Below are 24,243 nucleotides of genomic sequence, written 5' to 3' on the forward strand. Positions count from 1 at the left end.
GTTAAATGAACTTTTTGGCTATACTATTTATAGTATTTGCATTTACAGTTGTTGTTCAGCTCATTTATTATTCAGTATTTCTATTTTCCTTCTCGCTGCAACGAGCAGAAACTAAACTAAAAAAGCACATACCGCTTTCCGTAATTATCTGTGCAAAAAACGAAGCTGAAAATTTAAAAAAAAACCTTCCTTATATATTAGAACAAGATTACAGCAGTTTTGAAGTTGTATTGGTTAACGATAGTTCCTCTGACGAAACATTAGAGGTCATGGAAGACTTCAAAATCAACAATAAAAACACCAAAATTGTAGACGTAAAATCTAATGAAGCCTTTTGGGGAAATAAAAAGTATGCTTTAACTCTCGGCATAAAAGCTTCAAGCAACGATTTTCTCGTTTTTACTGATGCTGATTGCAAACCAAACTCTAATAAATGGCTTGCTGAAATAAGCAGTAAATTTTCTAATCAAAAGGCTATTGTTTTGGGTTATGGCGCATATGCCAAAAAGAAATATTCAATCTTAAATGCGCTAATACGGTTTGAAACTATTATCACTGCACTGCAATACTTTTCATATGCTAAATTAAGTATCCCTTACATGGGAGTTGGCAGAAACATGGCTTATAGAAAAGAATTGTTTTTTAATAACAACGGTTATAATGGCCACATGGCTGTAAAATCTGGAGACGATGATTTATTTATAAACGAAGTTGCAAAAGCTAAAAATACAGACATCTGTTTTTCAAAAGAAAGCTTTACAATCTCAGAACCAAAAAAAACATTCAAAGATTGGATATTGCAAAAGCGCAGACACGTAAGTACTGCCTCATTTTATAAAACAAAACACAAAATCCTTCTAGGCTTATTTTACGCATCGCAACTTTTGTTTTGGGTTTTTGCTGTAACACTCATAATTCTAGGGTATAAAATGCAATGGGTATTAGCACTTGTTGCTCTTCGTTTTGCTATTCAACTACTATGTTTTGGGCTTACAGCAAAAAAACTAGACGATATTAATCTTATCTTTTTTGCACCTTTTCTAGAATTATTTTTAGTTACCACACAATTAAGTATCTTTATTGCTAATCTTATATCTACACCTAAACATTGGAAATAACAGACGCAATTAAAAGAGCCAAACAAAATGACCAGATTGCGTTTAATTTTCTTCTTGACACTTTTTGGAATGATGTGTATTCTTTTCAGCTAATGCGCACTCAAAATGAAAATGATGCCGAAGACATTACCATCCAAACATTTTCTAAGGCTTTTGATAAAATTGATACTTATGATGATAATTATAAGTTTAAAACTTGGTTAATTACTATATCTAAAAATATTCATATAGATTTAGTAAGAAAGCAAAAAAAGACCATACAAAATACATCAAAAGATAACGAAGACAACTATTTAGAGATTATTGATGATTCTCCTTCACCTGAAGACAAAATTATCACGGAACAAAATCTTGCCAAACTACTCAGAGATATTAAAAAACTGAAACCGCATTATCAAGAAGTTATTAATCTAAGGTATTTTCAAGAATTAAGCTACAAAGAAATCTCCGAGGAACTTAAAGAACCCATTAACAACGTGAAGGTAAAACTATTACGAGCAAAAAAGCTATTAGCAGCTATTATTACTAAAACGTAATGTTATCTCAAATAAAGAAATTAGGTCCTGGTTTACTATTTGCTGGTGCAGCAATTGGTGTTTCGCACTTGGTACAGTCTACAAGAGCTGGTGCTGATTTTGGTTTAGGTCTTTTATGGGCATTATTGCTTGTTCACTTATTCAAATATCCTTTTTTTCAATTTGGACCAAGATATGCTTCAGCAACGGGAGAGAGTTTGCTAGAAGGTTATCATAAAATGGGTAAGCCTATTTTAATGGCCTATTTCATTTTAAGCTTAGCTACTATGTTTACAATTCAAGCTGCTGTAACCATCGTTACGGCTGGCTTGGCCAATTCACTCTTTGGTGATATTTCTTTTTTAAATTTTGGTATTGAAAACATAAGCAGTGTAGAAATCTGGACTATTATCTTACTCTTTATTTGTCTGTTCATTCTATTAATTGGAAAATACAACACCTTAGACAAGCTTATTAAGGTGATTATAATTATACTTACCATAAGCACTTTGGTTGCTGTCTATTTTGCTTTTACTGAATTTGAGAGAACCATAGGTTTCAATCAGGTATTACCAAACAATAAAATTGAAATTGCTTTTTTAATCGCCTTTATGGGATGGATGCCAGCACCTTTAGATATTTCTGTATGGCATTCTATTTGGGCATTAGAAAAGAAAAAAGACGAAGGTTCATTTACTCCAAAGAATGCCTTATTAGATTTCAACGTCGGTTTTTTTGGCGCTATACTTTTAGGAATTGCTTTTGTCAGTTTAGGCTACTTTATAATGTACGATTCTGGTAATAGCTTTAGTAATAAAGCTGCTGTATTTTCTAATCAACTTATAGAATTATATACCAAAAGTCTTGGTGATTGGGCACATATTATTATTGGTATTGCCGCATTTACAGCCATGTTTAGCACTACTATCACTACTCTAGATGCTTCACCTAGAGCCATGAACAAAAGTTTAGAAATATTAAACAATAAAAGCTACAGAAAAGGTTATCTAAGTTGGATACTAATTTTGACCTTCGGCACCATAATTATCTTTTTAGTTCTAGCTTCTGAGATGGGATTATTGATTAAAGTAGCTACAATTCTATCTTTTGTAACAGCACCTTTCTATGCTATAATAAATTACAAACTGCTCTGTAGCAAACATACTCCAAAAGCCTGGAAACCGAGTTTAGGCTTACATATTTTGTCTTGGTTGGGCATTGCTTTTTTAATAGGTTTCAGTATTTGGTACCTAAGCACGTTGTAGATTGAAATCATCTTTAAGTTCATAATCAAACAGCGAACTGCAATCCATAATATTTTTAACGCCATCCAACTCACATAAAGTTGCAACAACGGCATTTAATCCATTAAATAATATATCTTGACTTTTATAGAAATCAGGCTTATGGCAATAGGTCTTGCCCAAACGGTAACCGCAACCTTCTAAAAAAGAAGCTTCAATTTTTAACAACTCTATTGGTGTGTAACCATTAAATCGTCTACCTAAATTTTGATGTACTAAGCCAACATAGTTTAATTTAATAGAACCGTGCAAATTGGTCATATGTTTCCAGATATCATTATTATCTAGAATATTCCCTACGGCACATTGTTTACAGTCTTCGGGATTGAGTGTTTTGTTATGAAAGGCTGTGTAGAGTTTTTTCAAAGCCTCATCAAAACGTCTGCTTGTAGTTTTCATAGTCTTTCTTTTTCGCAATAAAAGATACTAATTATTTAATTTATTTGTATTCTACAATCAAAAAAACCGCTGTAGTTTCACCAATATTTAACACTTTATGGATTGTTTTAACATCATTAGAAAAGCTATAACCTTCAGGCACATCTACCTCTCTAGTACCTGTTGTATCTGTAATTCTAAATTTACCTCCAGATAAGGTATAACCAAAATGTGGGTTGTGATAGTGTTTCTCGTGACCCACATTTGGAGGAAACTTACATTTTAAGATACGTACAGATTTGTTCTCCTCAACAACTTCACAAACGTTCTTTCCTTTCCAACCTGCTTGTAGTGGGTCTGGCAATTTTTCTACTGACTTACAGTTAAAAAAGAGTAGGTTTAAAATCAAAAGATTTACAATAAATATTGGTTTTACGGTTTTAAAATTCATAATTGAATTTTTAAAAAATTAATGGTAATACATACCGAAACATTAAAATTAACAAGAGTACGGAGATAAGGTTTAATATCACTCCTACCCTTGCCATTTGATGTACTTTTACAAAACCACTGGCAAATACAATTGCATTTGGCGGTGTCGCCATTGGTAACATAAATGCACAACTACTTGCCATGGTAACAGGTATAAGCAAATATAATATTGGTACTTCTAGTCCGATGGCAATACCAGCCACTACTGGCGCTAACACAGCTGTTAATGCGACGTTGCTCATTAACTCCGTCATAAATAACATTAAGAAGATAAGTAACGAAGCTGTGAATAAAACACTTATTTCACTTTTAGAAATCGTTTCTGCCACCATATCTACAATACCACTTGCAGACATGCCTTTTGCTAAAGCCAGTCCGCCACCAAATAAAATCAATATTCCCCAAGCTAATTTTTGGGTGTCTTTCCATTCTAAAATAAACTCGCCTTTGCTTAATCTATAAGGTACAGTAAACAAAGCTAAAGCACCCAGAATACTAATCATGGTATCTGTTAGTTCAAGTTTTTGAAATACACCATTAATTACTGTTCTAAAAATCCAAAGCGACACTATTACAGCAAATGTTATCAGCACTTGTCTTTCCTTTGGTGAGAGCTTACCCAATTTCTTTAATTCATCTTCAACTACTGTTTTTGAAGCATCAAATATCAACCCCTTATTCGGGAACATTTTTATCAGAACAAAATAAATTATAGTGATTAAGATGACTGAAAAAGGTAAACCGACAATTAACCAATTCAAAAAGGATATTTCCATGTTGTATTCATTCTCTAGTAAACCGATCAGAATAGAGTTTGGCGGCGTACCAATAATTGTTGCTATTCCACCAGCATTGGCAGAAAACGCAATACCAAGCATTACACTTAGTGCAAAATTTTGATCTTGCTTGGTAAAACCATCAGCATCATTTATAAGTAGGTTTATTACAGACATGGCAATTGGCAACATTACCACAGCACTAGCCGTATTACTTATCCACATGCTCATAAAAGCTGTAGCCAGCATAAAACCTAATATAACTTTATTGGGAGTTGTACCTGTAAGTCTTATTATGCTTAGGGCAATGCGCCTATGTAGATTTACTTTTTCCAAAGCTAACGCCAAAACAAAACCACCAAAAAATAGAAATACAATCGGACTTCCATAATTAGCACCAACCTCATCCATTGGCATCACTTTAAACAAAGGAAATAGAAACAAAGGCAACAAGGCAGTTACCGAAATAGAAACTGCTTCTGTTATCCACCAGATAATCATCCAAAATGCAACCGCAATAACAACATCAGCTTTTTCTGAAATCAAGCTAAACTGAAAAACTTGAAGGAGGATGAACAATAAAGGACCTAAGATTAAACCCAAACGTTTTGATAGTGGATACATATTGATGTTAAATAAAAACAGGAATATAATACGAAATCTTTAAAAAATAACGTTTATCGGTTATGAAGAAACTAATACTCCTCTTGTTTATCATTGGTTTGGTTTTTGTTGCATTTCAATTTAAACCTGTTGAGAATGCTTACGATACGGTTAAAGCAGTAATCGAAACCCCAAGTTTAATTAATAAGGATAGTTTAACCATAAAATCTAGAGTTAACATACCTGAAGGCTACAAACGTGTTGCATATCCAAAAGGTGGTTTTGAAGAATACCTTAGAAATTATAAACTCAAAGCCTTTGGCAGCAAAATTATAAACTACGATAATACAGATTACTTTTGGCAACGAGGACATATCGGTATCTTACAAGTGCCTGTACCGAAAAATGGTTTGCAGCAATGTGCAGATGCCCTTATTAGAATAAGAAGCGAATACCTTTGGGATAATAACAGAAAGGATGAAATTGGCTTTAACTTTACATCTGGTCATTATTGCTCATGGACAAAATATGCAGAAGGTTACCGACCAAAAATTAATGGAAATAAAGTCTCTTTTCATAAAACAGCAAGAGCTAATCATAGTAAAGAAAATTTTTACAATTATTTAAATCTTATATACACTTACTCAGGTACATTGTCGCTTTACAATGAACTAAAATCTATTAAATCTAAAGATTTGAAAATTGGAGATATGCTCATAAAAGGTGGTAGTCCAGGACATATTGTAATGCTTTGCGACGAAGCCATTAATAACAAAGGCGAAAAATTATTTCTATTGTTTCAAGGCAATACTCCAGCACAAAGTGTACATCTTGTAAAAAACTTAACCGACTCTTCTATTTCACCATGGTATAAATTAGAAGATGACGCTATTACACCTGTTTCTAATTATACATTTAGTAGCGCAAAATTTGTTAGATTTAAGTAAGCATCTTTGTATCTTTGCAACATGAGCAAAGCACTAACAGCACAAGAACTTCATAACCTGGCCATGAACCATGTAGGTAAAGATTTAGAATCTCGTGGTTTTGAATTTATTGCGGTAAATAGCAAGCTAAAACGACATCCACAATTTGTTTGTATCGATAAGAACAGTCAGTACTATTTTGTTGTTGTAAGAGCGGTAATACTACCTGAGAATCCTAATAATTACGATGTAGTTTGGATGGAAACTTTCAAGAAACATGCTTATGAAAAGGATGCTAAAGTTTTATATGCAGGAGTTGGGCTTGGAAACCCTAATGGCGAAAATTTACCAATCTACCTTAACGAAGAATACCTTATAGAATACAATGGTATCCAAGTCATAGAAATGAATTTAAATTAATCATGAAAAAAATAATCCTTTTACTCGCTGTTCTTGTTAGTTTTTCTTGTAAAGAAGAGCAACAGAAAAAAGACAGCACGTTGGTAAAATTATCAGGGCCTGTTTTCGGAACAGGATTTACTATTCAATATGCTGATAATGAGAATACAGATTTTTCAAAAGAAATAGATAGCTTGTTTAATGAGGTAAACAATTCACTATCAACATATATTCCTAATTCTGATATTTCTAAATTAAACCGAAATAAAATAAGTGAAGTAGATCATTATTTCGTTGAAGTTTTTAATACTTCGAAATCTATTTACGAAAAAACCGAAGGTGTTTTTGACCCAACTATAGGCAATGTTGTTAACGCATGGAATTTTGGTGCTGAAACCAATAAATTTTTAACCGACAGCACTACAATTGATAGTTTGATGCAGTTTGTAGGTTTTAACAAAATAAAACTTACAAACAATATCATTAGTAAACCTCCCTCTACTTATTTAGAGTTTAATGCCATTGCTAAAGGTTACGGTGTAGATGTAATCGCAGAATTTTTAGAATCGAAAAATATAGTAAATTACCTAGTTGAAATAGGTGGGGAAATACGAGCAAAAGGAAAAAATATTCAAAAAAAATCACCATGGAAAGTTGGCTTAGACGAACCTCGTTTTGATGGAGAACAATCTGTATTTAAAGCCATTGAATTAAGAGATGAAGCTATGGCTACTTCTGGTACATACCGAAAATTTAAAATCGATGAAAACGGAAACAAATATGCCCATATCATTGATACTAAAACTGGGTATCCAACTAAAACAAGTATTCTGAGTGTCTCTGTAATTGCAGGCGATTGTATGACTGCAGACGGCTATGCAACTGCTTTTCAGGCTATGGGAATTGAAAAAGTTTCTGAGTTTTTAAAATCACATCCAGAACTTAAGGTTTACTTTATTTATGAAGACAAAGACCAAGCATTAAAAACCTTAAACCTTAATAGTTTTCCTGAATAATATATGTGACCAATACATTATAAGTGTGTCTTATAATTGCTATTAACTACTATTAATATAGTTGAGCCGTACCTTTTGTTCGTTTTTAGGTGCGGCTTTTTTATTTAATTTAAAAAAGCCCAGCAAACTAGGAGTTTATCGGGCTTTCTCTATTAACTAAACTAAAAACTATCCTTATTCATAGCTTCACTATCTTTTTTGTAATGACGCTAGAGTTATCAATAAATAATTGAATAAAATAAATACCACTATTTAAGTTTCTAATATCAATAGTAGTAGTACTTTGTTCCTTATTCAAAAATTCTTTACCATTAATGTCAAAAATTCTAAGTTGTAAAACCTTATTATTAGTAGCAATATTCAGAAAATCGGTAGTTGGATTTGGATAGATTTTTATATCAGTATTGGATGTATTATTTAAACCATTACTGCTCAATGGTATTGAGTTAAACTCATAAGCTCCCATATCAACATTAGTACTAAATATACGTTGATTATTTAAGAGATCTGTGATACTATTAGCGGGCACTAAAGAATTATTACCTGCATCTATGGCTGGTGAGCCATTTATAATAGAATATTGATGGTTTGAATTAGCAGCTAATGCGAATAAAGGATCCTGGGTTATGATATTATTAACCGTAGCATTAGAGTTACCTGTGATATTGCTAAAGAAAAAAGCATCTAAACAATACCTTACATCCCAGCTGCCAGATGAGAAATTTAGGCTTCCAACTGCGTTGGCCAAACTAGTTGAAGATGATGAACTATTTAGGTTTTCCCAGAAAATAGAATTATAAACATTGGTACTAGCAGAACCACTTATTTGACCAATGGCCACTGTAGTTCTTTGTGATTGAGCTAATATTGTCCCGCCATCTGTATTAGCGGCAAAGGTATTATTTACCAATAATGTGTTCAATGTTGCGGAACTATTGTTAACCGCAGCGTATAAGCTACTTCCTGCTCTGCCTTGTACATTCCCAATGTCTGCAGCGAGATTGAACTCAAAAATACTGTTGATTATCTCAATGTTATAATTACCAGAATTTGTAATGCTAAAAAATAATGCGCCGCCGTTTCTACTGTAGTTCCTTGCAAAACGGCAACCATATATGTTTAGTTGAGCACTGTTGTTAGGTGACCATGAAATGGCACCACCTGTATTTCTAGAAATATTATCGGCTACTATGACTTTATTTAGGGTTAACTCAGTAACACTTTCATCTACAAGAATGGCACCACCAGATTGTGTGGATGTCCCAGAGTTCGCGTGTCCGCCTTTTATAAAAACAGAATCAAACACCACACCAGAACCGTTGCCTGTAATTTCAATAACATTGAATGCGTTGTCGTTAATACGCACTGCACTAAAATAATTTAGACTGCTACCATTGTCGTCACCAAAATTGTCGCCATCAATATAGGTTATATTTGTACCATAAATACGTTCAGATAACTGGGTTTCTGTGCCTGCAAAACCACCATAAATTTCTATTTCTGGTGTGTCTACAATAAAGGATTCTGTTCTAAATCCTGTTGGTGATGGCCTGTATGTGCCTTCAGCTATCCATATTTGCCCTTGAAACGCGACAGCATTTAATGCAGAATGCAGATCTGTAAAAGCATCTACCCAACTACTACCATCATTTGCGCCAGTGGCATCTTGGTCTACGTAGACTATGGTACCCGGCGGAATTGGCGTGGCTTCATAAGCACCTCTATCTACTGTAAAACCTTGATTTCTTGTATTGTGTTCTACATCTAAACTACCAAAAGGTGCATTGGCATTACCAGTATCTCTAGCTGGTGATGCACCTGCTAAACTAAAGTCATTATTATTGGGATTTACAAATTGAGGATTTGATGTATTTACAGCTGTCCAAGTATGCCCTGCACTTGTTAGAGTATTTGCAAAACCACCTTCATCTGTTGAATTCGAGATATTAAAAAATGGAAACGCAGTTGAGTTATTGAATCCTAAACCTGGCAAAGGATTTCCATTGAATAAAGTGTTATTGTAAAATATACTATTATAAATAAAGAACGTTTGACCATTTGTAGCTGGTGAGCTAACAGTTAAGGTAGTACGATGATTAATAGCATTTTGAGGACCATTATGAAATGTACCATTTTCGATATTGAATGCACTGGTATTGTTAGTCCAATCCGCTGTGTAATTTCCCACTGAACTAAAAAAACAAGAACTTCCAGAGGTTCCTGGATCTCCAATATTTCTTGTTTCGTTTCTTATAAATAAACTGTTTCTGACGCTAAAGTTCAATGCATCATTACTGTTATGCGTATAGTGAATTCCAGCACCTTCTCTGGTGAGGTTTTCAATAAACTGACAACGGTTGACCTCAAATGTTCTTTGGGTGCCATTGCCACCTCCTAGATTAAGATAAATTCCAGCACCTCTATTCCTTGCTACATTTCTGTAAATTTTACAATCGGTAACTGTTAAATCTGTTGAGCCAACTCTAATACCCGCACCATCTGTATTATTAGCCGCGTTAGAGTGGCCACCTGTAATTGTCAACCTGTCAAGTACAATGCCATCAGAAAGGGATAGAATTTGTAAAACACGATAACTATTATCTAACCGTGTAGGTTCAAAATAATCAATGTTGGCATTGTCGTCACCATTTAAATCACCCGAAAGAATAGTTTCGTTCTGTCCATAGATACGCTGGCTCAATTGGGTTTCATTACCTGCAAATCCACCATAGATTCTGACATTAGGTTGAGAAATTAAGAAAGTACTAAACCTCGACCCGCCTGGAACATCTGGTTTGTACGTTCCACCAGCAATCCAAATATCTGTATTCTGTGTTGCGGCTGTTAAAGCAGATTCTAATAAAATAAAAGCATCTGCCCAACTGGTACCATCATTGTTTCCTGTGGCATTCTGATTTACATAAATTGTGTTTTGTGCACTACAAAGTCCTAAGAAAAATAAGCTTAGGACAATGAGTAATTTTGATTTACGCACAGCTTGTGCGTAATAAATTGTAATGTTCCTCATAACTAGGTTAAATTTTATTTTTAGAACACAAATATGTTCATTTACACTAGTGATATTCTTATTGAATTTCTGAAATGACGTTCTGGACTTCTAAATGAATCAAGCTATATTTAGGCTTTAAAAACTGTAACTGACAATTCAGAAATTATGACTTCAGATTTGATGTGGTTTATGGTATTTTTAAATTCTTTAAATCGCCTTATGCTAAAAATGATACTAAATGCTGTTCTTCTTTTTCTTATTGGTATTCAAGCCGCAAGTGCACAAATTGTGGATTTAGATAGCTTGCTTGTCGAAATAAATAAGCCACAATTAGAAAAAACTAAAAAGGTAGATTTGCTTAATTTGCTTTCGGCACAGTACACGGCAAAGGATATTTCAAATAACGATAGTGTGCTTAAAGAAGCCATTAATCTGAGCAAGTCTACCGGCTATAATGAAGGGCTAATTGACGCTTTAAACAATTATGGTGCGTATTTTTACCAAACTGGTAAGTATGAAGAAGCGTTAAGATTTTCGTTGCAATCCAAAAGTATTCAGGATAGTTTAGATACCAATTACGGACAGATAAGGACGATTAACAATTTAGGTCGTATCTACGATTTAATGAATGAACCAGAAAAAGCCATTGAGAACTACGACTTAAGCTTAAAATTGTTAAAAACCGAAAATCCCAACCATCCGCAATTACCAGCAACACATTTTTATTTGGGCAGTGCACTTGAACAGCTCACAAATTACGATGAGGCAGCATTTCATTATAAAGCAGCAAAGAGTATCGCCAAACGTGAAGGTTATAAAGTAGGTATTGCCATAGCAGAAGGCTCTTTGGGACGCGTTTACACTAAGAGTAAACGATTTAAGGATGCCATAAGGTCTTTGAACAATGCTCTTGATTATTTTACGGAAACCAATCAAAAAACCAACCAAGCACATACATATTTGAACTTGGCAGAAGTTTATGCTGGTTTAAAGGACTTCAAAAAAGCCATTGATTACAATAATAAGGCTCTAGAAATATACGAAGCACAAGGCACCAATTTTAGGCAATTGCGCTACGTATACTCTAACCAAAGCGAGTATTACAGTAACATTCAGGATTATAAACGCTCATCTGAGTATTTAAAAAAATCATACGAGGTTAAGGACAGTGTCTTTTCTGAAGAACAGATGAAGACCATAGAAGATTTAAGAACTAAATACGATACAGAAAAAGCGATTAACCTTAAGGAAATAGCCGAACAGGAAGCCAAGATTGCAAAGACTGAAGCCAAGCAGAATCAACTCTATTTCATAGCAAGTAGTGTAGTCTTACTATTATTGTTATTTACATTTCTAACGTATTTTAAACAACAACAGACTAAAAGAAAAAAAGAGCTTATTGCTTCAGAGTTAAAAGCAGCACAGAAACAATTGGCCTTAGAAAAGCAATACAGAAACTCTGAGCTAAAGGCACTTAAATCACAAATGAATCCACATTTCGTGTTCAATGCTTTGAATTCCATTCAAGATTATATTTTATCGAACGAGCGCAATTTGGCAAGTGATTATTTGGGTAAATTCTCGGATTTGGTAAGGCGTTATCTAAAATTTAGTGACGAATTGTCTATTACGCTTAGCGACGAGATAGCGAGTTTAAAACTATATTTAGAGTTAGAGCAGTTGCGTTTTGAAGACTATTTACAAACGGATATTATTGTAGACGAAGTTTTAGATATGGACAACACTAAAATTCCTACTATGCTTGTTCAACCTTATGTAGAAAATGCCATAAAGCATGGACTTCTACATAAAAAAGGTACCTGTATACTGACGGTTCAGTTTTTGAATTTTGACAAAAATTTTGTGCAATGTATCATAGAGGATAACGGAATAGGCAGAAAAAAAGCCAATGAGATCAAAGCTAAACAATTGAGATTTCATAAGTCCTTTGCCCTGAAAGCCAACCAAAGTCGATTAGAACTTTTGAACTACAAGTCTAAGCATAAAATTGGCGTGCAAATTGAAGACTTGGGTGATACAGAAGACCCAAAAGGTACACGTGCAACCATCAATATTCCCATACAGTAATGACAGCATTAATAATAGACGACGAAAAAAGAGCAAGACACGTTCTTAGACTTTTAATTGAAGAAAACTGTCCTAAAATAACAACTATTTTTGAAGCAGACAACCTGTTGCAAGGTGTTGAGCTTATTAAATCTGAAACACCTACTATTGTATTCTTAGACATTGAAATGCCTGAACATTCTGGTTTAGAAATTTTAGATTTTATTGAAAAAGAGGTATTTAATTTTGAAGTCATATTTACTACAGCCTATAGTGAATATGCCATACAAGCCTTTCAGCTATCTGCTATAGACTATTTGTTAAAACCAGTGCGCGCGTACCAAATTAAGCAAGCAGTTGATAAGGCCTTGAAATTTACTGGCAAGTCACAGACCAATAGAAAGTTAGAAGAACTTAAGGCTTCTTTAGAAAAATCATCTTTTGATAAGATTGCCTTACCTGTAGCAGATGGTATTATTTTTTTAAAATTCGATAATATCATCTGTATGAATGCGGATGGCATGTACACAAAAATTTTCACCTCAAATACAGAGGACTTTCTAATTAGTAAGCCATTACGCTATTTTGTTGAACTTCTTGAAAATCAAACTACATTTTACAAGCCTCATCGATCTCATTTTATCAATCTTAAATATATAAAGTCTTATATTAAAAGGGATGGCGGCTATATTGTTATGGATAATGATGAAACGATCTCATTAGCAAAGGATAAGCGCGAGGAATTCTTGAGTATTGTCAATGGACTGTAAGCAGAAAAGCATGTATTTTTTAAGGCAAAATAAACTTGAAGTATTCTTAGTACTTTTCTACACAATTATTCTTTCTCTTTTTTTTCTATAATTTAAAAACCAAAGGAATGATTTCGCCTTTGGCTAAACGAAATTTATCTATCTCAGAATCTGATAAAGTGGCAGTATAATCTACTTCTTCAACTTCAAAACCTACGCTTCTCAGTTTATCAAAGTAATCTCGACCATAGATTCTAACATGGTCGTATTGTCCAAATATTCTAGCACGCTCTTCTTTATCCGTTATTGTATCATCCTCAAAAGTAGTTTCTCTATTTAAATCTTGAGGTATTTGAAATATTCCAAAACCACCTGATTTCATTACACGATATAACTCTTGCATAGCCTTAGTATCATCTGGTATATGCTCTAACACATGATTACAAAAAATGACATCATAACTATCATCTTCAAAGGGAAGATTACAAATATCGGCCTTTACATCTGCAATGGGAGATAGCAGATCTGTAGTAGTATAATCTACATGCTTTAGTTTTCTAAACCGTTTTAAAAAACATTGCTCCGGAGCAAAATGAAGAACCTTATATCCTTTAGAAAAAAAGTCGGTTTCATTTTTTAGATACAACCAAAATAGGCGATGTCTCTCTAGAGATAGTGTGGAGGGAGATAAAACATTTGGCCTTTGTTTTCCGTAACCATAAGGCAAGAAAGTTTTAAAACCTTTACCGTCTATCGGATCTATATATTTACTTCCTTGCAAAAAAAAGGCTAAGAGTGGTCTAACCACATAGCTTAACCTTATTAACAAAGGTCTAGGGAAAAGATTTAGAAAAAACTTAAAAATTGTTTTCATTAGCTATGATACTTGTTCAATAGCTTGGCTTTCTGTTATGGAGTTGTAAATACCATCCCAAAGTGCAATTCTGTGTTGTAATGCCTGTTTTGAGATTTCTAAGGCTTCATTCCACTTATTAGAATCCTCACCGCAAAGACCCTCTATCATTTTTAAAGCCAAAGGACCATGCTCATCGCCATCTAACTCAATATGTCTGTTTAAGTAGTAAGTCAATTTACTAAAAGAGGATTCCTTACTTTTTGACCTATTGATAATTTGAAAAAACATATCTGGTATAACATCCTCTCTTCCAAACGTAAAGGCTGCTGCTATTTTATGATTTTGATTAGTCTCAATTACAGAAAATGTAAAGTTCACAAAATTTACTGTCTGTTGATTTAAAGATAACCTACTTAAAGCTTGTCTTACAGTTTTTCCTTTAGTTATGTCAGACAAAAATGATTGGATAGCCTTTGTATCTGCACCTATTTGACGCATCGCATCCAAATACATTTCAAAATGGCTCATTGGCACACCCAATTCATTAACATCGCTCTCTTCATCTAAGACAATTTCGTTAATGAAACGGGAGATTTTAGAATCGGATACTGGCAACCAAGGCAAAGAAGTGTTCGTTAAATTGTTTTGTAATGCTTTTAACAAAGACATAAAATCCCAAACCGCGAACACATGTTGTTGCATAAAGGTTCTTATATCATCAACTGAATTTAAAGTACCATAAAGTTTATGGTTATTAAGCTCTTCTCTTAATAAAGTTAGTTCTTGCTCTAATTGGTTAATTCTCATATGAAATTTTATAGTGAGAGCGCATTCTGTCTAAATCTATCTTCTTCATCAGTTGTTATACCTAAGGCCTCGTGTACGTAAGCAAAGGTTGAAAGAATTTCTGGCTTTCCATCTACGATGGCTACATCATGTTCAAAATGTACGCTCGGTTTTCCATCTTGTGTTACAATTGTCCAACCATCTTTTAGTTGTTTCACTTTGTGAGTGCCCATGTTAATCATAGGCTCAATAGCCACGACCATACCTTCTATAAACTTTTTACCTCGTCCGCGTCTACCATAGTTTGGCATTTCTGGGTCTTCATGCATTTTACGACCAATACCATGACCTACCAACTCTCGTACCACACCATAACCCTCTGCTTCGCAATACTGCTGTATAGCATAACCAACATCTCCCACACGATTTCCTACTCTCAGTTGCTCTATACCTACGTATAAAGATGCCTTAGTGGTTTCAATTAATTTTTTTGTGTCTTCAGAAACATCACCAATTTCAAAAGTATAAGCATGGTCTCCATAAAAATCATTCATTAGTGCTCCACAATCTACAGATACGATATCACCATCTTTAAGGGGAATATCGGTTGGCAACCCATGCACCACAGCCTCATTAACACTACAAAGTAAAGTTGAAGGACAGTCGTATAAACCTTTAAATCCTGGTAACGCGCCATGATCTCGTATAAATTCTTCTGCAATAGCATCGAGGTGGTTTGTCGTAACTCCTTCCTTTATTTCTGTGGCAAGCATACCTAAAGTTTTAGATACAACAAGAGCACTTTGTCTCATTAACTCAATCTCTTCCTTTGTTTTTACAATAATCATGGTCTCTTAAATTTGGTTGCAAAGATAATTAATTATAACTATTAAATAATTTTAGAAAAACATGATAAAAGGCAGTTTTTCTTTACCTTTTGGGCTGTAAGTTTGTAACCTAAAATTTAAAAAATGTTCAAAACGGTAAGCGCAGAAGAAGCGGTAAAAGCTATAAAATCTAACGACAGAGTATATATTCAGGCAGCAGCAGCAGTTCCTCAAAAATTAATCAATGCCATGTCTGCAAGACATGAAGAGTTACGAAATGTTGAAGTATGCCATTTACACATAGAGGGTGAAGCACCTTATGCTAATCCTGATTTGAGGGATAGTTTTCATGTCAATTCTTTCTTTTTAGGCAAAAATGTAAGACATACATTACATGCTGGTAATGGCTCTTATACTCCAGTGTTTTTAAGTGAATTACCGAGACTTTTTCAAAAGAATATTATAGATTTAGATGTTGTCTTAATTCATGTATCTGAACCAGACAAGCATGGCTATTTGTCTTTAGGTGTTTCTGTTGAAGCCACATTAGCCGCTATTGACAATGCGACTACAGTTATTGCACAAGTTAACAAAAACATGCCACGCACCCATGGAGCGGGAATAATACACTATACCGAAATAGACTATTTTGTAGAGTGCGATGATGAAATACCAACTATGCACGCCTCCGAACCTTCTGATATTGAGAGCAGAATTGGCGACTATGTTGCTGGTCTAATTGAAGATAGAAGCACGCTACAAATGGGAATTGGAAATATTCCTAACGCAGTTTTATCTAGACTTACAAATCATAAAGACTTAGGTTTACATACCGAGATGTTTTCTGACGGTGTTATTGATTTAATATTAAGCGACGTTATTAATGGTAATTTTAAAAAAATTAATAGAGGTAGAGCCTTGACCACTTTTTTAATGGGTTCTAAACGATTATATGACTACGTAGATGATAATCCTTTTGTAGAAATGAGAGCCTCCAACTACACTAACAATGTCGCCTACATAAAACAAAATCCAAAAATGGTAGCCATAAACTCTGCCATTGAGGTTGATGTAACAGGACAGGTTTGTGCAGATTCTATTGGCTCAAAAATGTATTCTGGTGTTGGTGGTCAAATGGATTTTATAAGAGGCGCTTCTCTTAGTGATGGTGGAAAAGCTATTATTGCTCTACCTTCTGTAACTCGTAAAGGTGTAAGTAGAATTGTGCCAACACTAAAACCAGGAGCTGGTGTTGTAACGACGAGAGCACATGTGCATTATGTAGTTACAGAATACGGTATTGCTAATTTATTTGGAAAAACAATCAAGCAACGGGTAAAAGCCTTGGTAGATATAGCTCATCCAGATCACAGAGAAGAAATTGACAAAGCTTATTTTGAGTTGATGTAAAACCTTATTTGAACCAACCAAAGAGACCGCCTTTACCTTTAGGTGTCTTAATGTTTGGTTCTTCATTAGTTATCATCTGATAAATTTCTCCCCAACCAAGGATACCACCAATATTTCTATCGTCTATAAATAAGTCGGCATGGATTTTTCGGCTTCTGCTGTAATCAAACTTTTCCTCAGGAAAACTTGCATTTACAGCATAAAACTCTATGCCGTTATCTTTACAAAAGTCTACAGCTTCTTGAAGTTTAGATCCACTTCTGTAGGTCCATAGTATTAATCTGTGACCGTCTTGCTGCAGGCGTTTTAGAGTTTCAAAAGCGAAGATTCTTGTTTTACCTATTTTTGGGTAAGCATCCTCAACTATGGTTCCATCAAAATCTACTGCTATTATTAATCTATCCTGAAAATTCATGCAATCAATCAATTAGGCGACAAAGTTACAACAATGTACCATTTATACAAGACTATGTTGTGTCATAGCTTCTGGTTGTTCCACACCCATCAACTTTAAAATAGTTGGTGCAATGTCGCCTAGAATGCCGTCTTTTATTTCCTTAAGCTCTTTATCAATTAAGATTATTGGCACAGGATTAGTGGTATGTGCTGTATGTGGAGTACCATCAGGATTTACCATAGTCTCACAATTACCATGATCTGCTATCAAAATAGTTGTGAAATTGCTTTCTAAGGCTGTAGTTACAACATCTTTTACACAATCATCTACAGCTTCGCAGGCTTTAATTGCAGCTTCCATTACACCTGTGTGACCAACCATATCTCCATTAGCAAAATTAAGGCATACAAAATCTGTTTCACCTTTTTTAAGTTCTGGCACTAATGCATCTCGCAATTCGTAAGCACTCATTTCTGGCTTTAGATCGTATGTTGCAACTTTAGGTGAATTTCTTAAAATTCTTGTTTCACCCTCAAAAGGCGCTTCTCTACCACCTGAGAAAAAGAAGGTTACATGAGGATACTTTTCGGTCTCAGCAATCCTTATTTGTTTTTTGCCATGTTTTTCTAAAACTTCACCTAAGGTATCCGTTAAATTATCTTTATTAAACACAACGTTTATACCTTCAAAATTATCATCGTAATTAGTCATGGTTACATAGTGCAAATTCAATTTGTGCATATTGTACTCATGGAAATCTTCTTGAGATAGTGCTTGGGTTAGTTGTCGCCCTCGATCTGTTCTAAAATTGAAGAAAATAACAACATCACCGTCTTTTATTGTTGCTATAGGCTTATCATTTTCATTAACTACAAGAGGTTTAATAAATTCATCAGTAACATCCTCTTCATAGCTTTGTTGAACAGACTTTAATATGTTCGTTGTTTGAGTTCCTTGCCCATGCACTACAGCATCATAGGCTAGTTTAACACGTTCCCAACGTTTATCTCTATCCATTGCATAATAACGACCTATTACAGTAGCCAGCTTACCTGTTGTCTTAGCTAAATGTTCTTCTAACTCTGAAATAAAACCATAACCAGATTTAGGATCTACGTCTCTTCCATCAGTGAAAGCATGGACATAAATATTATCTATATTCTTCTCTTTTGCAGCATCTAAAAGCCCAAACAGGTGATTAATATGAGAGTGTACTCCACCATCACTTACCAAGCCTAGTAAATGCACGTCTTTTCCATTAACTTTAGCGTAATCAAAAGCATCTTTTAGGACTTGCTCTTCTTGAAGTGTTTTATTTTCTATAGCTAGATTAATCTTTACTAAATCCTGATAAACAATTCTACCAGCTCCAAGGTTCATGTGCCCAACTTCGCTATTACCCATTTGACCTTCTGGTAAACCTACATGTAAACCATCAGTACGTAAGCTCGCACTAGGATATTTAGTATATAACGAATCTATAAACGGTGTTTCTGCATTGTCGATAGCTGAGACTTTAGGGTCTGGTGATTTTCCCCAACCATCTAATATCATTAAAATTACCTTCTTGTTCATACTGTATTGTTTAGTAACTTCAAATATAAGGTATAGTATACGACTATAAATCTGTATTCAAAAAATTTTGAGTGTTATTTAATTTTAAAGTTATATACTACTGATTGTTATATAAATACATGTTTTTATGAAAGCCTTAACAGATTTGTTTTCAAAACGTTAAATGTATGTTATTTAAAATTTTGGAGTGTAACATAAAGGAAATAAAGTCGTCTCTTTAGTATAATCAAAAAACAAATCAATTAATTTTAAATCTTTCATCATGAAAAAAACAGTAGTAGTTTTAGCCTTAGCATTGGGCTTTTCAATCACAAATTTAAATGCATCAAACAATCTTTTAACTTCAGCAACTAGCGAAGTAACTGTAAAAAAATTAGAAGTAAGCCCTCTATGTAAGGCAGTAGCCACTGGAGACGTAGAACTTACAAAAACCTTAATTGACCAAGGAGCAGACGTTAATGCCAAATCAAATGGCATGAGCCCTATTCATTATGCTGCAAAATACAATCGCGTTGAATTAATAAAAATATTAGTAACTGCTGGTGCAGACGTACACAAAACATGTGATTTAGGGTACACCGCTCTAGGTCATGCAAAAAAAACTAATGCTAAAGAAGCGGCACAGTTTTTGAAACGTTTTAAAAAGAAAGTGTCTAATTAAAGACAATTATTTGAGTTAGTTAATTGGAAATGCGTCTTATTATTTAAGACGCATTTTTGTATTTTCTAATAGCTTCTTTAATTTTTTCGATACGATTTTCAGGATCGGGATGTGTACTCTGAAACTCTGGAACGCGATTAGGACCAGCAGCAGCTTTCAGTATCTCCATAACACCTATTAATTCTTCTGGATTATAACCAGCATCAATCATAAATTTAACGCCCAACTCATCACTTTCTAATTCGTCGTCTCTACCGTTTTTTAAGAGTTCCCCTTGCCCAATTTGCTGCGCTACACTTCCCATATCTATTGCACCAGCACCCATGACAATAGTCTGCCATTTTTTTGAATCTGTAATACGTTCGTTAGAGTGTTTACCTAACACATGTCCTATCTCATGACCTAAAACACCCGCCAATTGATCTTGATTTTCTAGCTTTGAAAATAAGGCATAAGTAATAAAAATTTGTCCTCCAGGCAACGCAAAAGCATTTATAGTTCTCTCATCTGCTAGTAAGTGAAACTCGTATTGATATGGTGTGTTTTTTGCCACACTACTATTTACAAGCTTATTACCAACATTATCTACTAAGGCCTGATATTGATTATTTGAATGCAAACCACCATGTTGTTTAGCCATACCTGGTGCACTTTGTAAGCCTATGGCAATTTCTTGATCTGGTGATAATGAAATAGCCTGAACTCTGCCTGTGTAAGGATTTGTCTCTCTCTGACTCCAATTTCTTATAAACGCAAATGCTACTACAGCCAATGCAATAAATATTCTGACTTTAAAATTACCTCTTCTCATATAAACGGTCTTAGTGTGATAAATTTACAAAAGTTTGACACATAATTTCTTGGAAAGTCATCTCTGCTATTTTTAAACTTTGAAAAACATTAATTTTACACAAAGAAATAAATGAACTACGACTTTAAAATATTGCCAAACAATGAGTTAGAATCTATAGTCCCTTTGGTTTTTGATTTAAATCAAGGCAAGATCAGCAAATCTGTTTTAACGCGGCGCTTTAACGAAATGAAGCATCAAAATTATGAGTGTGCTATCATCCTAAATAATAATGACATTGTTGGTGTTACAGGTCTATGGTTCTGTACACGTCATTACATTGGCAAATCTGTGGAAATAGATCATGTATACATAAAACCTAAGCATAGAAACAAAGGGCTAGGTAAATTGTTTATGGCCTGGATTACTGACTATTGCAAAGAAAAAGGCTTTGAATCTTTAGAGTTAAACACCTATGTTCAAAATTATCCTTCGCACAAATTTTATTACAATGAAGGCTTTGAGATATTAGGCTACCATTTTCTAAAAAAGATATAGGGTTATTTTAAAAATCCTAAATCAGAATTTGTAGGAATTTCATAAGGCTCCTTGCCGTATTCAAAAACCCTTGCATCTAAATTACCTTTTAACGTTAAGTTATTTCCTTTTACTTCTACCCAACTTCCTTCTCGCAAACCAATAACAGGCTGTGTATTAAAAGCATGAAATTCCTTTATTCTGGTTTCTCTGGTTTCACCCATATGTTTACTATTAGGATCTGGATCTAAATAATGAGGATTGATATTAAAGGGAACCAAACCTAAGGTTTTAAAATTCGGAGGATAGACTATTGGCATATCATTAGTAGTATTCATTGTAAGGCCACAAATATTACTTCCCGCACTTGTACCTAAATATGGTGTACCACTATTTACAGCATCCTTTATAGAGGTTAACACATCATTCTTGTAGAGCTGATTTACCAAAACAAAAGTATTTCCGCCGCCTGTAAAAATGCCTTTAGCCTCTTTTATGGCTTTCTTAGGATCTTCAAAAGTGTGAATGCCTTTCACAGTTTTTCCAATTTTCTTAAAAGGCTCAGCAACCTTGGCTGTATATTCATCATGCGATATTCCACCTGGTCTTGCATAAGGAATAAATAAAATCTCATTGACAGACTTAAAATGAACTTTTAATTCATCTAAAAGATATTCTAAAGGACCACTTCCATGAACTGTTGACGTACTTGCTATAATAATTGATTTCATATCACAAATTTAATGTTTATAGTTGTAAACTTTAAAACCAAAATCTATCACTTTAACAAAGATTTATTAAGCCTTTTTTATGAAAATTGATGAATAAGCACGAACTTTATAAATCAATAAAACCAACATGAAACACATACTTTTTATTATAAGCTTTTTTACAACCTTTTTAATCTTTGGCCAAAATGTTGAAAGAGTTTCTGTAAACGGCAGAATTTCAGTCTCTTCTGAAGACAAACAAGGTGTCACAGTTTATAATGCTTCTTCTAATAAAGGTACAGTAACCGATGAAAATGGTGACTTTACAATTAGCGTTGCACTTAACGATATTGTAGAGTTTGGAGCGCTTCAATTCAAAGACTTTACAATTGCCATTACAGAAGACATAATTAAGTCTAAAACGATGACTGTTATTCTTGTTGAAGAAGTCAACAAATTAGATGAAGTCGTGCTATTACCTTTTGGATTAACAGGGAACATTAATGCAGATTTAGAAAATGTCAGAACTTATAATGTAAGCTTAGATTATGTTTATTTTGGTCTAGATCATATTGAAGATTTTGAATTTTCTGCAGATTATAAAACAAAAGCAGAAAATGTGGCTTTTAATGAAAATAATCCTCGTGTAGGTAACATGCTTAACATTGTAAATCTTGCTGGTTTTTTAGTCAGTCAAATTGCAGACATTGAAAAAGATAAAAAAACCAATGCCGAAAAAGCTATTGAAAAAACACCATTTAAAGAAGCTTTAGATAAATACAGTGTTAACTATATTCACACCAATTTTAATATTCCATTAAACCAAGTAGATGCTTTCATAGATTATATTGAAGAAGAGGGTGTTGATGAAGAGTTGCTTGCCGAAGATAAAGAAATACAATTTTTAGAGCGTATTACTCAATTAAGTAAATCTTTCCTTAAAGATAAAAGTGAAAAAGACTAAACACCTTTTTAGTCTTGTAGCATTAGTATCTGTTTTTTTGTTGCAAGCCCAAAGAACAGAACTCAAAGGCAAACTAATTGCTAATGACGATGTTGAGGGCATCCACATTCTGAACAAAACAGCTTCAAAGTTTACAATATCTAACGACAAAGGTGAATTTACCATCCTTGCTAAAGCTTCAGACACTTTATTCATATCGAGCCTGATTTATGAAAATAAAGAAATTATTATTACGCAAGAGCACATAAACTCTAATACAATAGAAATCAAATTAGATGAAAAAGTTAGCGCATTAGACAAAGTTGTAGTTGGCAAAATACTCACAGGAAGCTTAGAATCTGATTTAGAAAACTCAGATGCAAAAACAGAGATTAATTTCTATGGTCTTGGTATACCTGGCAACACTAAGTTACCTCTTACTCAAAACGAAAAAAAACTTCACGATGCAGATGGTGGTTCTTGGGGACATCTAGGTCTTGGCTTTGGTGTTAACTTTCATAAGCTTCTCAATAAAATCAGTGGAAGAACAAAAAAACTAAAAAACATAGTTGACCTAGATGACAGAGACAGATGTATTAATAGACTTAGAGTTGATTACGAATCAATAATTTTTGAAAATGATTCACTCGCCAAAAACCTAAGAGATGAATATTTTTTATTTTCTCAAGAAGATGAAAACTTTCTGAGTTTGTGCAAAGAAGATAATGACATCAAACTCTTGGAATTTTTACAGCAAAAATTAATAGCTTACAGAGAGAATTTAGATAGCGCAAATAATAATTAACTTTGGAACACTTTTTGGTTTTTAGAAAAGAACTATTAGACATAACGTATGAAATCAATATTCCTCATTTTTATTTTATCAGTTGGCTTAACATTAACTTCTAGCAACACCAAACACGAATACTATGTTAGCGTTACCAACATTGAGCATGCCAAAGAGCAAGAATCTGTTCAGATAATCAGTCAAGTTTTTATTGATGATTTTGAAAGGCTAATCCGTGAGCGTTATGATGAAACCATTACACTTGCTGAAGACGATGAACCAGAATTAGTTGATGAATATATGAAGCGTTATCTTGAAGATAAACTTAAAATCTCAATTAACGGAAAGGCTTATAAATTTAATTTCATAGGTAAAGAGTATAAAGAAGACATTACCTACTGCTACCTCGAAATTGAAAATATAAAAGACATAAAATCAATTAGAGTTGTTAACCGTATACTTTTTGATATTCTTCCAGAACAACAGAACATCGTAAGGTTAAAGTTAAATGATAGAAACAAGAGTTTCTTACTCATACCAGAGAATGATGAGTGCATGTTAAACTTTAACTAAAAATTCTGTTAAAACACCTTAATTTCTCTATTTTCGAA

General features: G+C 33.8%; 25 protein-coding genes. 14 read left to right on the plus strand and 11 right to left on the minus strand.

Features of this window, described 5'->3' with window-relative positions; translation table 11 throughout:
- Positions 1-5 precede the first annotated feature (5 nt).
- Genes FC091_RS05515 through FC091_RS05525 form a run of 3 tightly spaced genes read left to right on the plus strand, consistent with a single transcriptional unit; the run spans position 6 to position 2,898 of the window.
- On the plus strand, positions 6-1,118 hold the full coding sequence (locus FC091_RS05515; RefSeq protein WP_138433274.1) for a glycosyltransferase: 1,113 nt from the start codon (positions 6-8) through the stop codon (positions 1,116-1,118).
- A complete protein-coding gene (locus tag FC091_RS05520) occupies positions 1,109-1,654 on the plus strand; it encodes an RNA polymerase sigma factor (protein ID WP_138433275.1) in 546 nt (181 codons plus the stop codon). Before FC091_RS05515 ends, FC091_RS05520 begins: the two co-directional genes overlap by 10 nt.
- Positions 1,654-2,898: an Nramp family divalent metal transporter gene (locus FC091_RS05525; RefSeq protein ID WP_138433276.1), complete on the plus strand. Its 1,245-nt coding sequence runs from the start codon at positions 1,654-1,656 to the stop codon at positions 2,896-2,898. The genes FC091_RS05520 and FC091_RS05525 overlap by 1 nt, the downstream gene beginning before the upstream one ends.
- On the opposite strand, the gene FC091_RS05530 is transcribed toward FC091_RS05525, so the two are convergent.
- Genes FC091_RS05530 through FC091_RS05540 form a run of 3 tightly spaced genes read right to left on the minus strand, consistent with a single transcriptional unit; the run spans position 2,884 to position 5,207 of the window.
- Positions 2,884-3,336: a Na(+)-translocating NADH-quinone reductase subunit F gene (locus tag FC091_RS05530; protein WP_138433277.1), complete on the minus strand. Its 453-nt coding sequence runs from the start codon at positions 3,334-3,336 to the stop codon at positions 2,884-2,886. The genes FC091_RS05525 and FC091_RS05530 overlap by 15 nt on opposite strands.
- A 40-nt stretch (positions 3,337-3,376) precedes the next feature.
- A complete protein-coding gene (locus tag FC091_RS05535; RefSeq protein WP_138433278.1) occupies positions 3,377-3,766 on the minus strand; it encodes a cupin domain-containing protein in 390 nt (129 codons plus the stop codon).
- A gap of 10 nt (positions 3,767-3,776) precedes the next feature.
- A complete protein-coding gene (locus FC091_RS05540) occupies positions 3,777-5,207 on the minus strand; it encodes an SLC13 family permease (RefSeq protein WP_138433279.1) in 1,431 nt (476 codons plus the stop codon).
- 62 nt (positions 5,208-5,269) lie between these two features.
- Between FC091_RS05540 and FC091_RS05545 the strand changes: the two genes are divergently transcribed.
- From FC091_RS05545 to FC091_RS05555, 3 genes are read left to right on the plus strand one after another with little or no spacing between them, the layout of a single operon-like run.
- The gene (locus tag FC091_RS05545) at positions 5,270-6,133 is read left to right on the plus strand and encodes a DUF4846 domain-containing protein (protein ID WP_138433280.1); all 864 of its coding nucleotides are present in this window, start codon (positions 5,270-5,272) and stop codon (positions 6,131-6,133) included.
- Positions 6,134-6,154: 21 nt separating this feature from the next.
- Entirely contained in the window at positions 6,155-6,532 is a 378-nt protein-coding gene (locus tag FC091_RS05550; protein WP_138433281.1) for a Na(+)-translocating NADH-quinone reductase subunit F, read from the plus strand.
- A 2-nt stretch (positions 6,533-6,534) separates the two neighbouring features.
- Entirely contained in the window at positions 6,535-7,527 is a 993-nt protein-coding gene (locus FC091_RS05555) for an FAD:protein FMN transferase (protein ID WP_138433282.1), read from the plus strand.
- A 178-nt stretch (positions 7,528-7,705) separates the two neighbouring features.
- On the opposite strand, the gene FC091_RS05560 is transcribed toward FC091_RS05555, so the two are convergent.
- Positions 7,706-10,555, minus strand: coding sequence for a T9SS type A sorting domain-containing protein (locus FC091_RS05560; RefSeq protein WP_138433283.1), 2,850 nt, complete (start codon positions 10,553-10,555; stop codon positions 7,706-7,708).
- A 147-nt stretch (positions 10,556-10,702) separates the two neighbouring features.
- Here FC091_RS05560 and FC091_RS05565 point away from each other — a divergent pair, with 147 nt between their 5' ends.
- Entirely contained in the window at positions 10,703-12,625 is a 1,923-nt protein-coding gene (locus FC091_RS05565; protein ID WP_138433284.1) for a tetratricopeptide repeat-containing sensor histidine kinase, read from the plus strand.
- Entirely contained in the window at positions 12,625-13,374 is a 750-nt protein-coding gene (locus tag FC091_RS05570; protein ID WP_138433285.1) for a LytR/AlgR family response regulator transcription factor, read from the plus strand. The genes FC091_RS05565 and FC091_RS05570 overlap by 1 nt, the downstream gene beginning before the upstream one ends.
- A gap of 85 nt (positions 13,375-13,459) precedes the next feature.
- Here the strand turns inward: FC091_RS05570 and FC091_RS05575 are convergent, their stop codons facing one another.
- The 3 genes from FC091_RS05575 to map are packed head-to-tail and all read right to left on the minus strand — an operon-like array spanning position 13,460 to position 15,843.
- The gene (locus FC091_RS05575; protein WP_138433286.1) at positions 13,460-14,227 is read right to left on the minus strand and encodes a class I SAM-dependent methyltransferase; all 768 of its coding nucleotides are present in this window, start codon (positions 14,225-14,227) and stop codon (positions 13,460-13,462) included.
- Between the two features lie 3 nt (positions 14,228-14,230).
- Entirely contained in the window at positions 14,231-15,016 is a 786-nt protein-coding gene (locus FC091_RS05580) for a DUF3050 domain-containing protein (RefSeq protein WP_138433287.1), read from the minus strand.
- An 8-nt stretch (positions 15,017-15,024) separates the two neighbouring features.
- Positions 15,025-15,843, minus strand: coding sequence for a type I methionyl aminopeptidase (gene map / locus FC091_RS05585; protein WP_138433288.1), 819 nt, complete (start codon positions 15,841-15,843; stop codon positions 15,025-15,027).
- Between the two features lie 123 nt (positions 15,844-15,966).
- Here map and FC091_RS05590 point away from each other — a divergent pair, with 123 nt between their 5' ends.
- The gene (locus FC091_RS05590; RefSeq protein WP_138433289.1) at positions 15,967-17,232 is read left to right on the plus strand and encodes an acetyl-CoA hydrolase/transferase family protein; all 1,266 of its coding nucleotides are present in this window, start codon (positions 15,967-15,969) and stop codon (positions 17,230-17,232) included.
- 4 nt (positions 17,233-17,236) lie between these two features.
- On the opposite strand, the gene FC091_RS05595 is transcribed toward FC091_RS05590, so the two are convergent.
- Entirely contained in the window at positions 17,237-17,647 is a 411-nt protein-coding gene (locus FC091_RS05595; protein ID WP_138433290.1) for a BT0820 family HAD-type phosphatase, read from the minus strand.
- Positions 17,648-17,689: 42 nt separating this feature from the next.
- Positions 17,690-19,204: a 2,3-bisphosphoglycerate-independent phosphoglycerate mutase gene (gpmI, locus tag FC091_RS05600; RefSeq protein WP_138433291.1), complete on the minus strand. Its 1,515-nt coding sequence runs from the start codon at positions 19,202-19,204 to the stop codon at positions 17,690-17,692.
- A gap of 262 nt (positions 19,205-19,466) precedes the next feature.
- Between gpmI and FC091_RS05605 the strand changes: the two genes are divergently transcribed.
- Positions 19,467-19,865, plus strand: coding sequence for an ankyrin repeat domain-containing protein (locus FC091_RS05605; protein WP_138433292.1), 399 nt, complete (start codon positions 19,467-19,469; stop codon positions 19,863-19,865).
- Between the two features lie 43 nt (positions 19,866-19,908).
- On the opposite strand, the gene FC091_RS05610 is transcribed toward FC091_RS05605, so the two are convergent.
- On the minus strand, positions 19,909-20,676 hold the full coding sequence (locus FC091_RS05610; protein ID WP_138433293.1) for a M48 family metalloprotease: 768 nt from the start codon (positions 20,674-20,676) through the stop codon (positions 19,909-19,911).
- A gap of 111 nt (positions 20,677-20,787) precedes the next feature.
- On the opposite strand from FC091_RS05610, the gene FC091_RS05615 reads away from it, so the two are divergent.
- On the plus strand, positions 20,788-21,213 hold the full coding sequence (locus FC091_RS05615; RefSeq protein ID WP_138433294.1) for a GNAT family N-acetyltransferase: 426 nt from the start codon (positions 20,788-20,790) through the stop codon (positions 21,211-21,213).
- A gap of 2 nt (positions 21,214-21,215) precedes the next feature.
- Here FC091_RS05615 and pepE read toward each other — a convergent pair whose 3' ends face one another.
- A complete protein-coding gene (gene pepE / locus FC091_RS05620) occupies positions 21,216-21,923 on the minus strand; it encodes a dipeptidase PepE (RefSeq protein WP_138433295.1) in 708 nt (235 codons plus the stop codon).
- 127 nt (positions 21,924-22,050) lie between these two features.
- Between pepE and FC091_RS05625 the strand changes: the two genes are divergently transcribed.
- From FC091_RS05625 to FC091_RS05635, 3 genes are read left to right on the plus strand one after another with little or no spacing between them, the layout of a single operon-like run.
- Complete coding sequence (locus FC091_RS05625; RefSeq protein ID WP_138433296.1) at positions 22,051-22,866, plus strand: hypothetical protein; 816 nt, start codon at positions 22,051-22,053, stop codon at positions 22,864-22,866.
- Positions 22,853-23,650 carry a carboxypeptidase-like regulatory domain-containing protein gene (locus FC091_RS05630; RefSeq protein WP_171032470.1) on the plus strand — a complete coding sequence of 266 codons (798 nt, stop codon included), beginning with the start codon at positions 22,853-22,855 and terminating at the stop codon, positions 23,648-23,650. Before FC091_RS05625 ends, FC091_RS05630 begins: the two co-directional genes overlap by 14 nt.
- A 48-nt stretch (positions 23,651-23,698) precedes the next feature.
- A complete protein-coding gene (locus tag FC091_RS05635; protein WP_138433298.1) occupies positions 23,699-24,205 on the plus strand; it encodes a DUF6702 family protein in 507 nt (168 codons plus the stop codon).
- Positions 24,206-24,243: the final 38 nt, after the last annotated feature.

The organism is Winogradskyella algicola (genome assembly GCF_005869935.1).
GTDB lineage: Bacteria > Bacteroidota > Bacteroidia > Flavobacteriales > Flavobacteriaceae > Winogradskyella > Winogradskyella algicola.

Coding starts and splice junctions, on each gene's coding strand:
- FC091_RS05545 (WP_138433280.1), top strand. CDS start 5,270: ATGAAGAAACTAATACTCCTCTTGTTTATCATTGGTTTGGTTTTTGTT.
- FC091_RS05515 (WP_138433274.1), top strand. CDS start 6: ATGAACTTTTTGGCTATACTATTTATAGTATTTGCATTTACAGTTGTT.
- FC091_RS05550 (WP_138433281.1), top strand. CDS start 6,155: ATGAGCAAAGCACTAACAGCACAAGAACTTCATAACCTGGCCATGAAC.
- FC091_RS05635 (WP_138433298.1), top strand. CDS start 23,699: ATGAAATCAATATTCCTCATTTTTATTTTATCAGTTGGCTTAACATTA.
- gpmI (WP_138433291.1), bottom strand. CDS start 19,204: ATGAACAAGAAGGTAATTTTAATGATATTAGATGGTTGGGGAAAATCA.
- FC091_RS05580 (WP_138433287.1), bottom strand. CDS start 15,016: ATGAGAATTAACCAATTAGAGCAAGAACTAACTTTATTAAGAGAAGAG.
- FC091_RS05575 (WP_138433286.1), bottom strand. CDS start 14,227: ATGAAAACAATTTTTAAGTTTTTTCTAAATCTTTTCCCTAGACCTTTG.
- FC091_RS05625 (WP_138433296.1), top strand. CDS start 22,051: ATGAAACACATACTTTTTATTATAAGCTTTTTTACAACCTTTTTAATC.
- FC091_RS05615 (WP_138433294.1), top strand. CDS start 20,788: ATGAACTACGACTTTAAAATATTGCCAAACAATGAGTTAGAATCTATA.
- FC091_RS05605 (WP_138433292.1), top strand. CDS start 19,467: ATGAAAAAAACAGTAGTAGTTTTAGCCTTAGCATTGGGCTTTTCAATC.
- FC091_RS05610 (WP_138433293.1), bottom strand. CDS start 20,676: ATGAGAAGAGGTAATTTTAAAGTCAGAATATTTATTGCATTGGCTGTA.
- map (WP_138433288.1), bottom strand. CDS start 15,843: ATGATTATTGTAAAAACAAAGGAAGAGATTGAGTTAATGAGACAAAGT.
- FC091_RS05540 (WP_138433279.1), bottom strand. CDS start 5,207: ATGTATCCACTATCAAAACGTTTGGGTTTAATCTTAGGTCCTTTATTG.
- FC091_RS05525 (WP_138433276.1), top strand. CDS start 1,654: ATGTTATCTCAAATAAAGAAATTAGGTCCTGGTTTACTATTTGCTGGT.
- FC091_RS05535 (WP_138433278.1), bottom strand. CDS start 3,766: ATGAATTTTAAAACCGTAAAACCAATATTTATTGTAAATCTTTTGATT.
- FC091_RS05595 (WP_138433290.1), bottom strand. CDS start 17,647: ATGAATTTTCAGGATAGATTAATAATAGCAGTAGATTTTGATGGAACC.
- pepE (WP_138433295.1), bottom strand. CDS start 21,923: ATGAAATCAATTATTATAGCAAGTACGTCAACAGTTCATGGAAGTGGT.
- FC091_RS05590 (WP_138433289.1), top strand. CDS start 15,967: ATGTTCAAAACGGTAAGCGCAGAAGAAGCGGTAAAAGCTATAAAATCT.
- FC091_RS05560 (WP_138433283.1), bottom strand. CDS start 10,555: ATGAGGAACATTACAATTTATTACGCACAAGCTGTGCGTAAATCAAAA.
- FC091_RS05530 (WP_138433277.1), bottom strand. CDS start 3,336: ATGAAAACTACAAGCAGACGTTTTGATGAGGCTTTGAAAAAACTCTAC.
- FC091_RS05555 (WP_138433282.1), top strand. CDS start 6,535: ATGAAAAAAATAATCCTTTTACTCGCTGTTCTTGTTAGTTTTTCTTGT.
- FC091_RS05565 (WP_138433284.1), top strand. CDS start 10,703: ATGACTTCAGATTTGATGTGGTTTATGGTATTTTTAAATTCTTTAAAT.
- FC091_RS05570 (WP_138433285.1), top strand. CDS start 12,625: ATGACAGCATTAATAATAGACGACGAAAAAAGAGCAAGACACGTTCTT.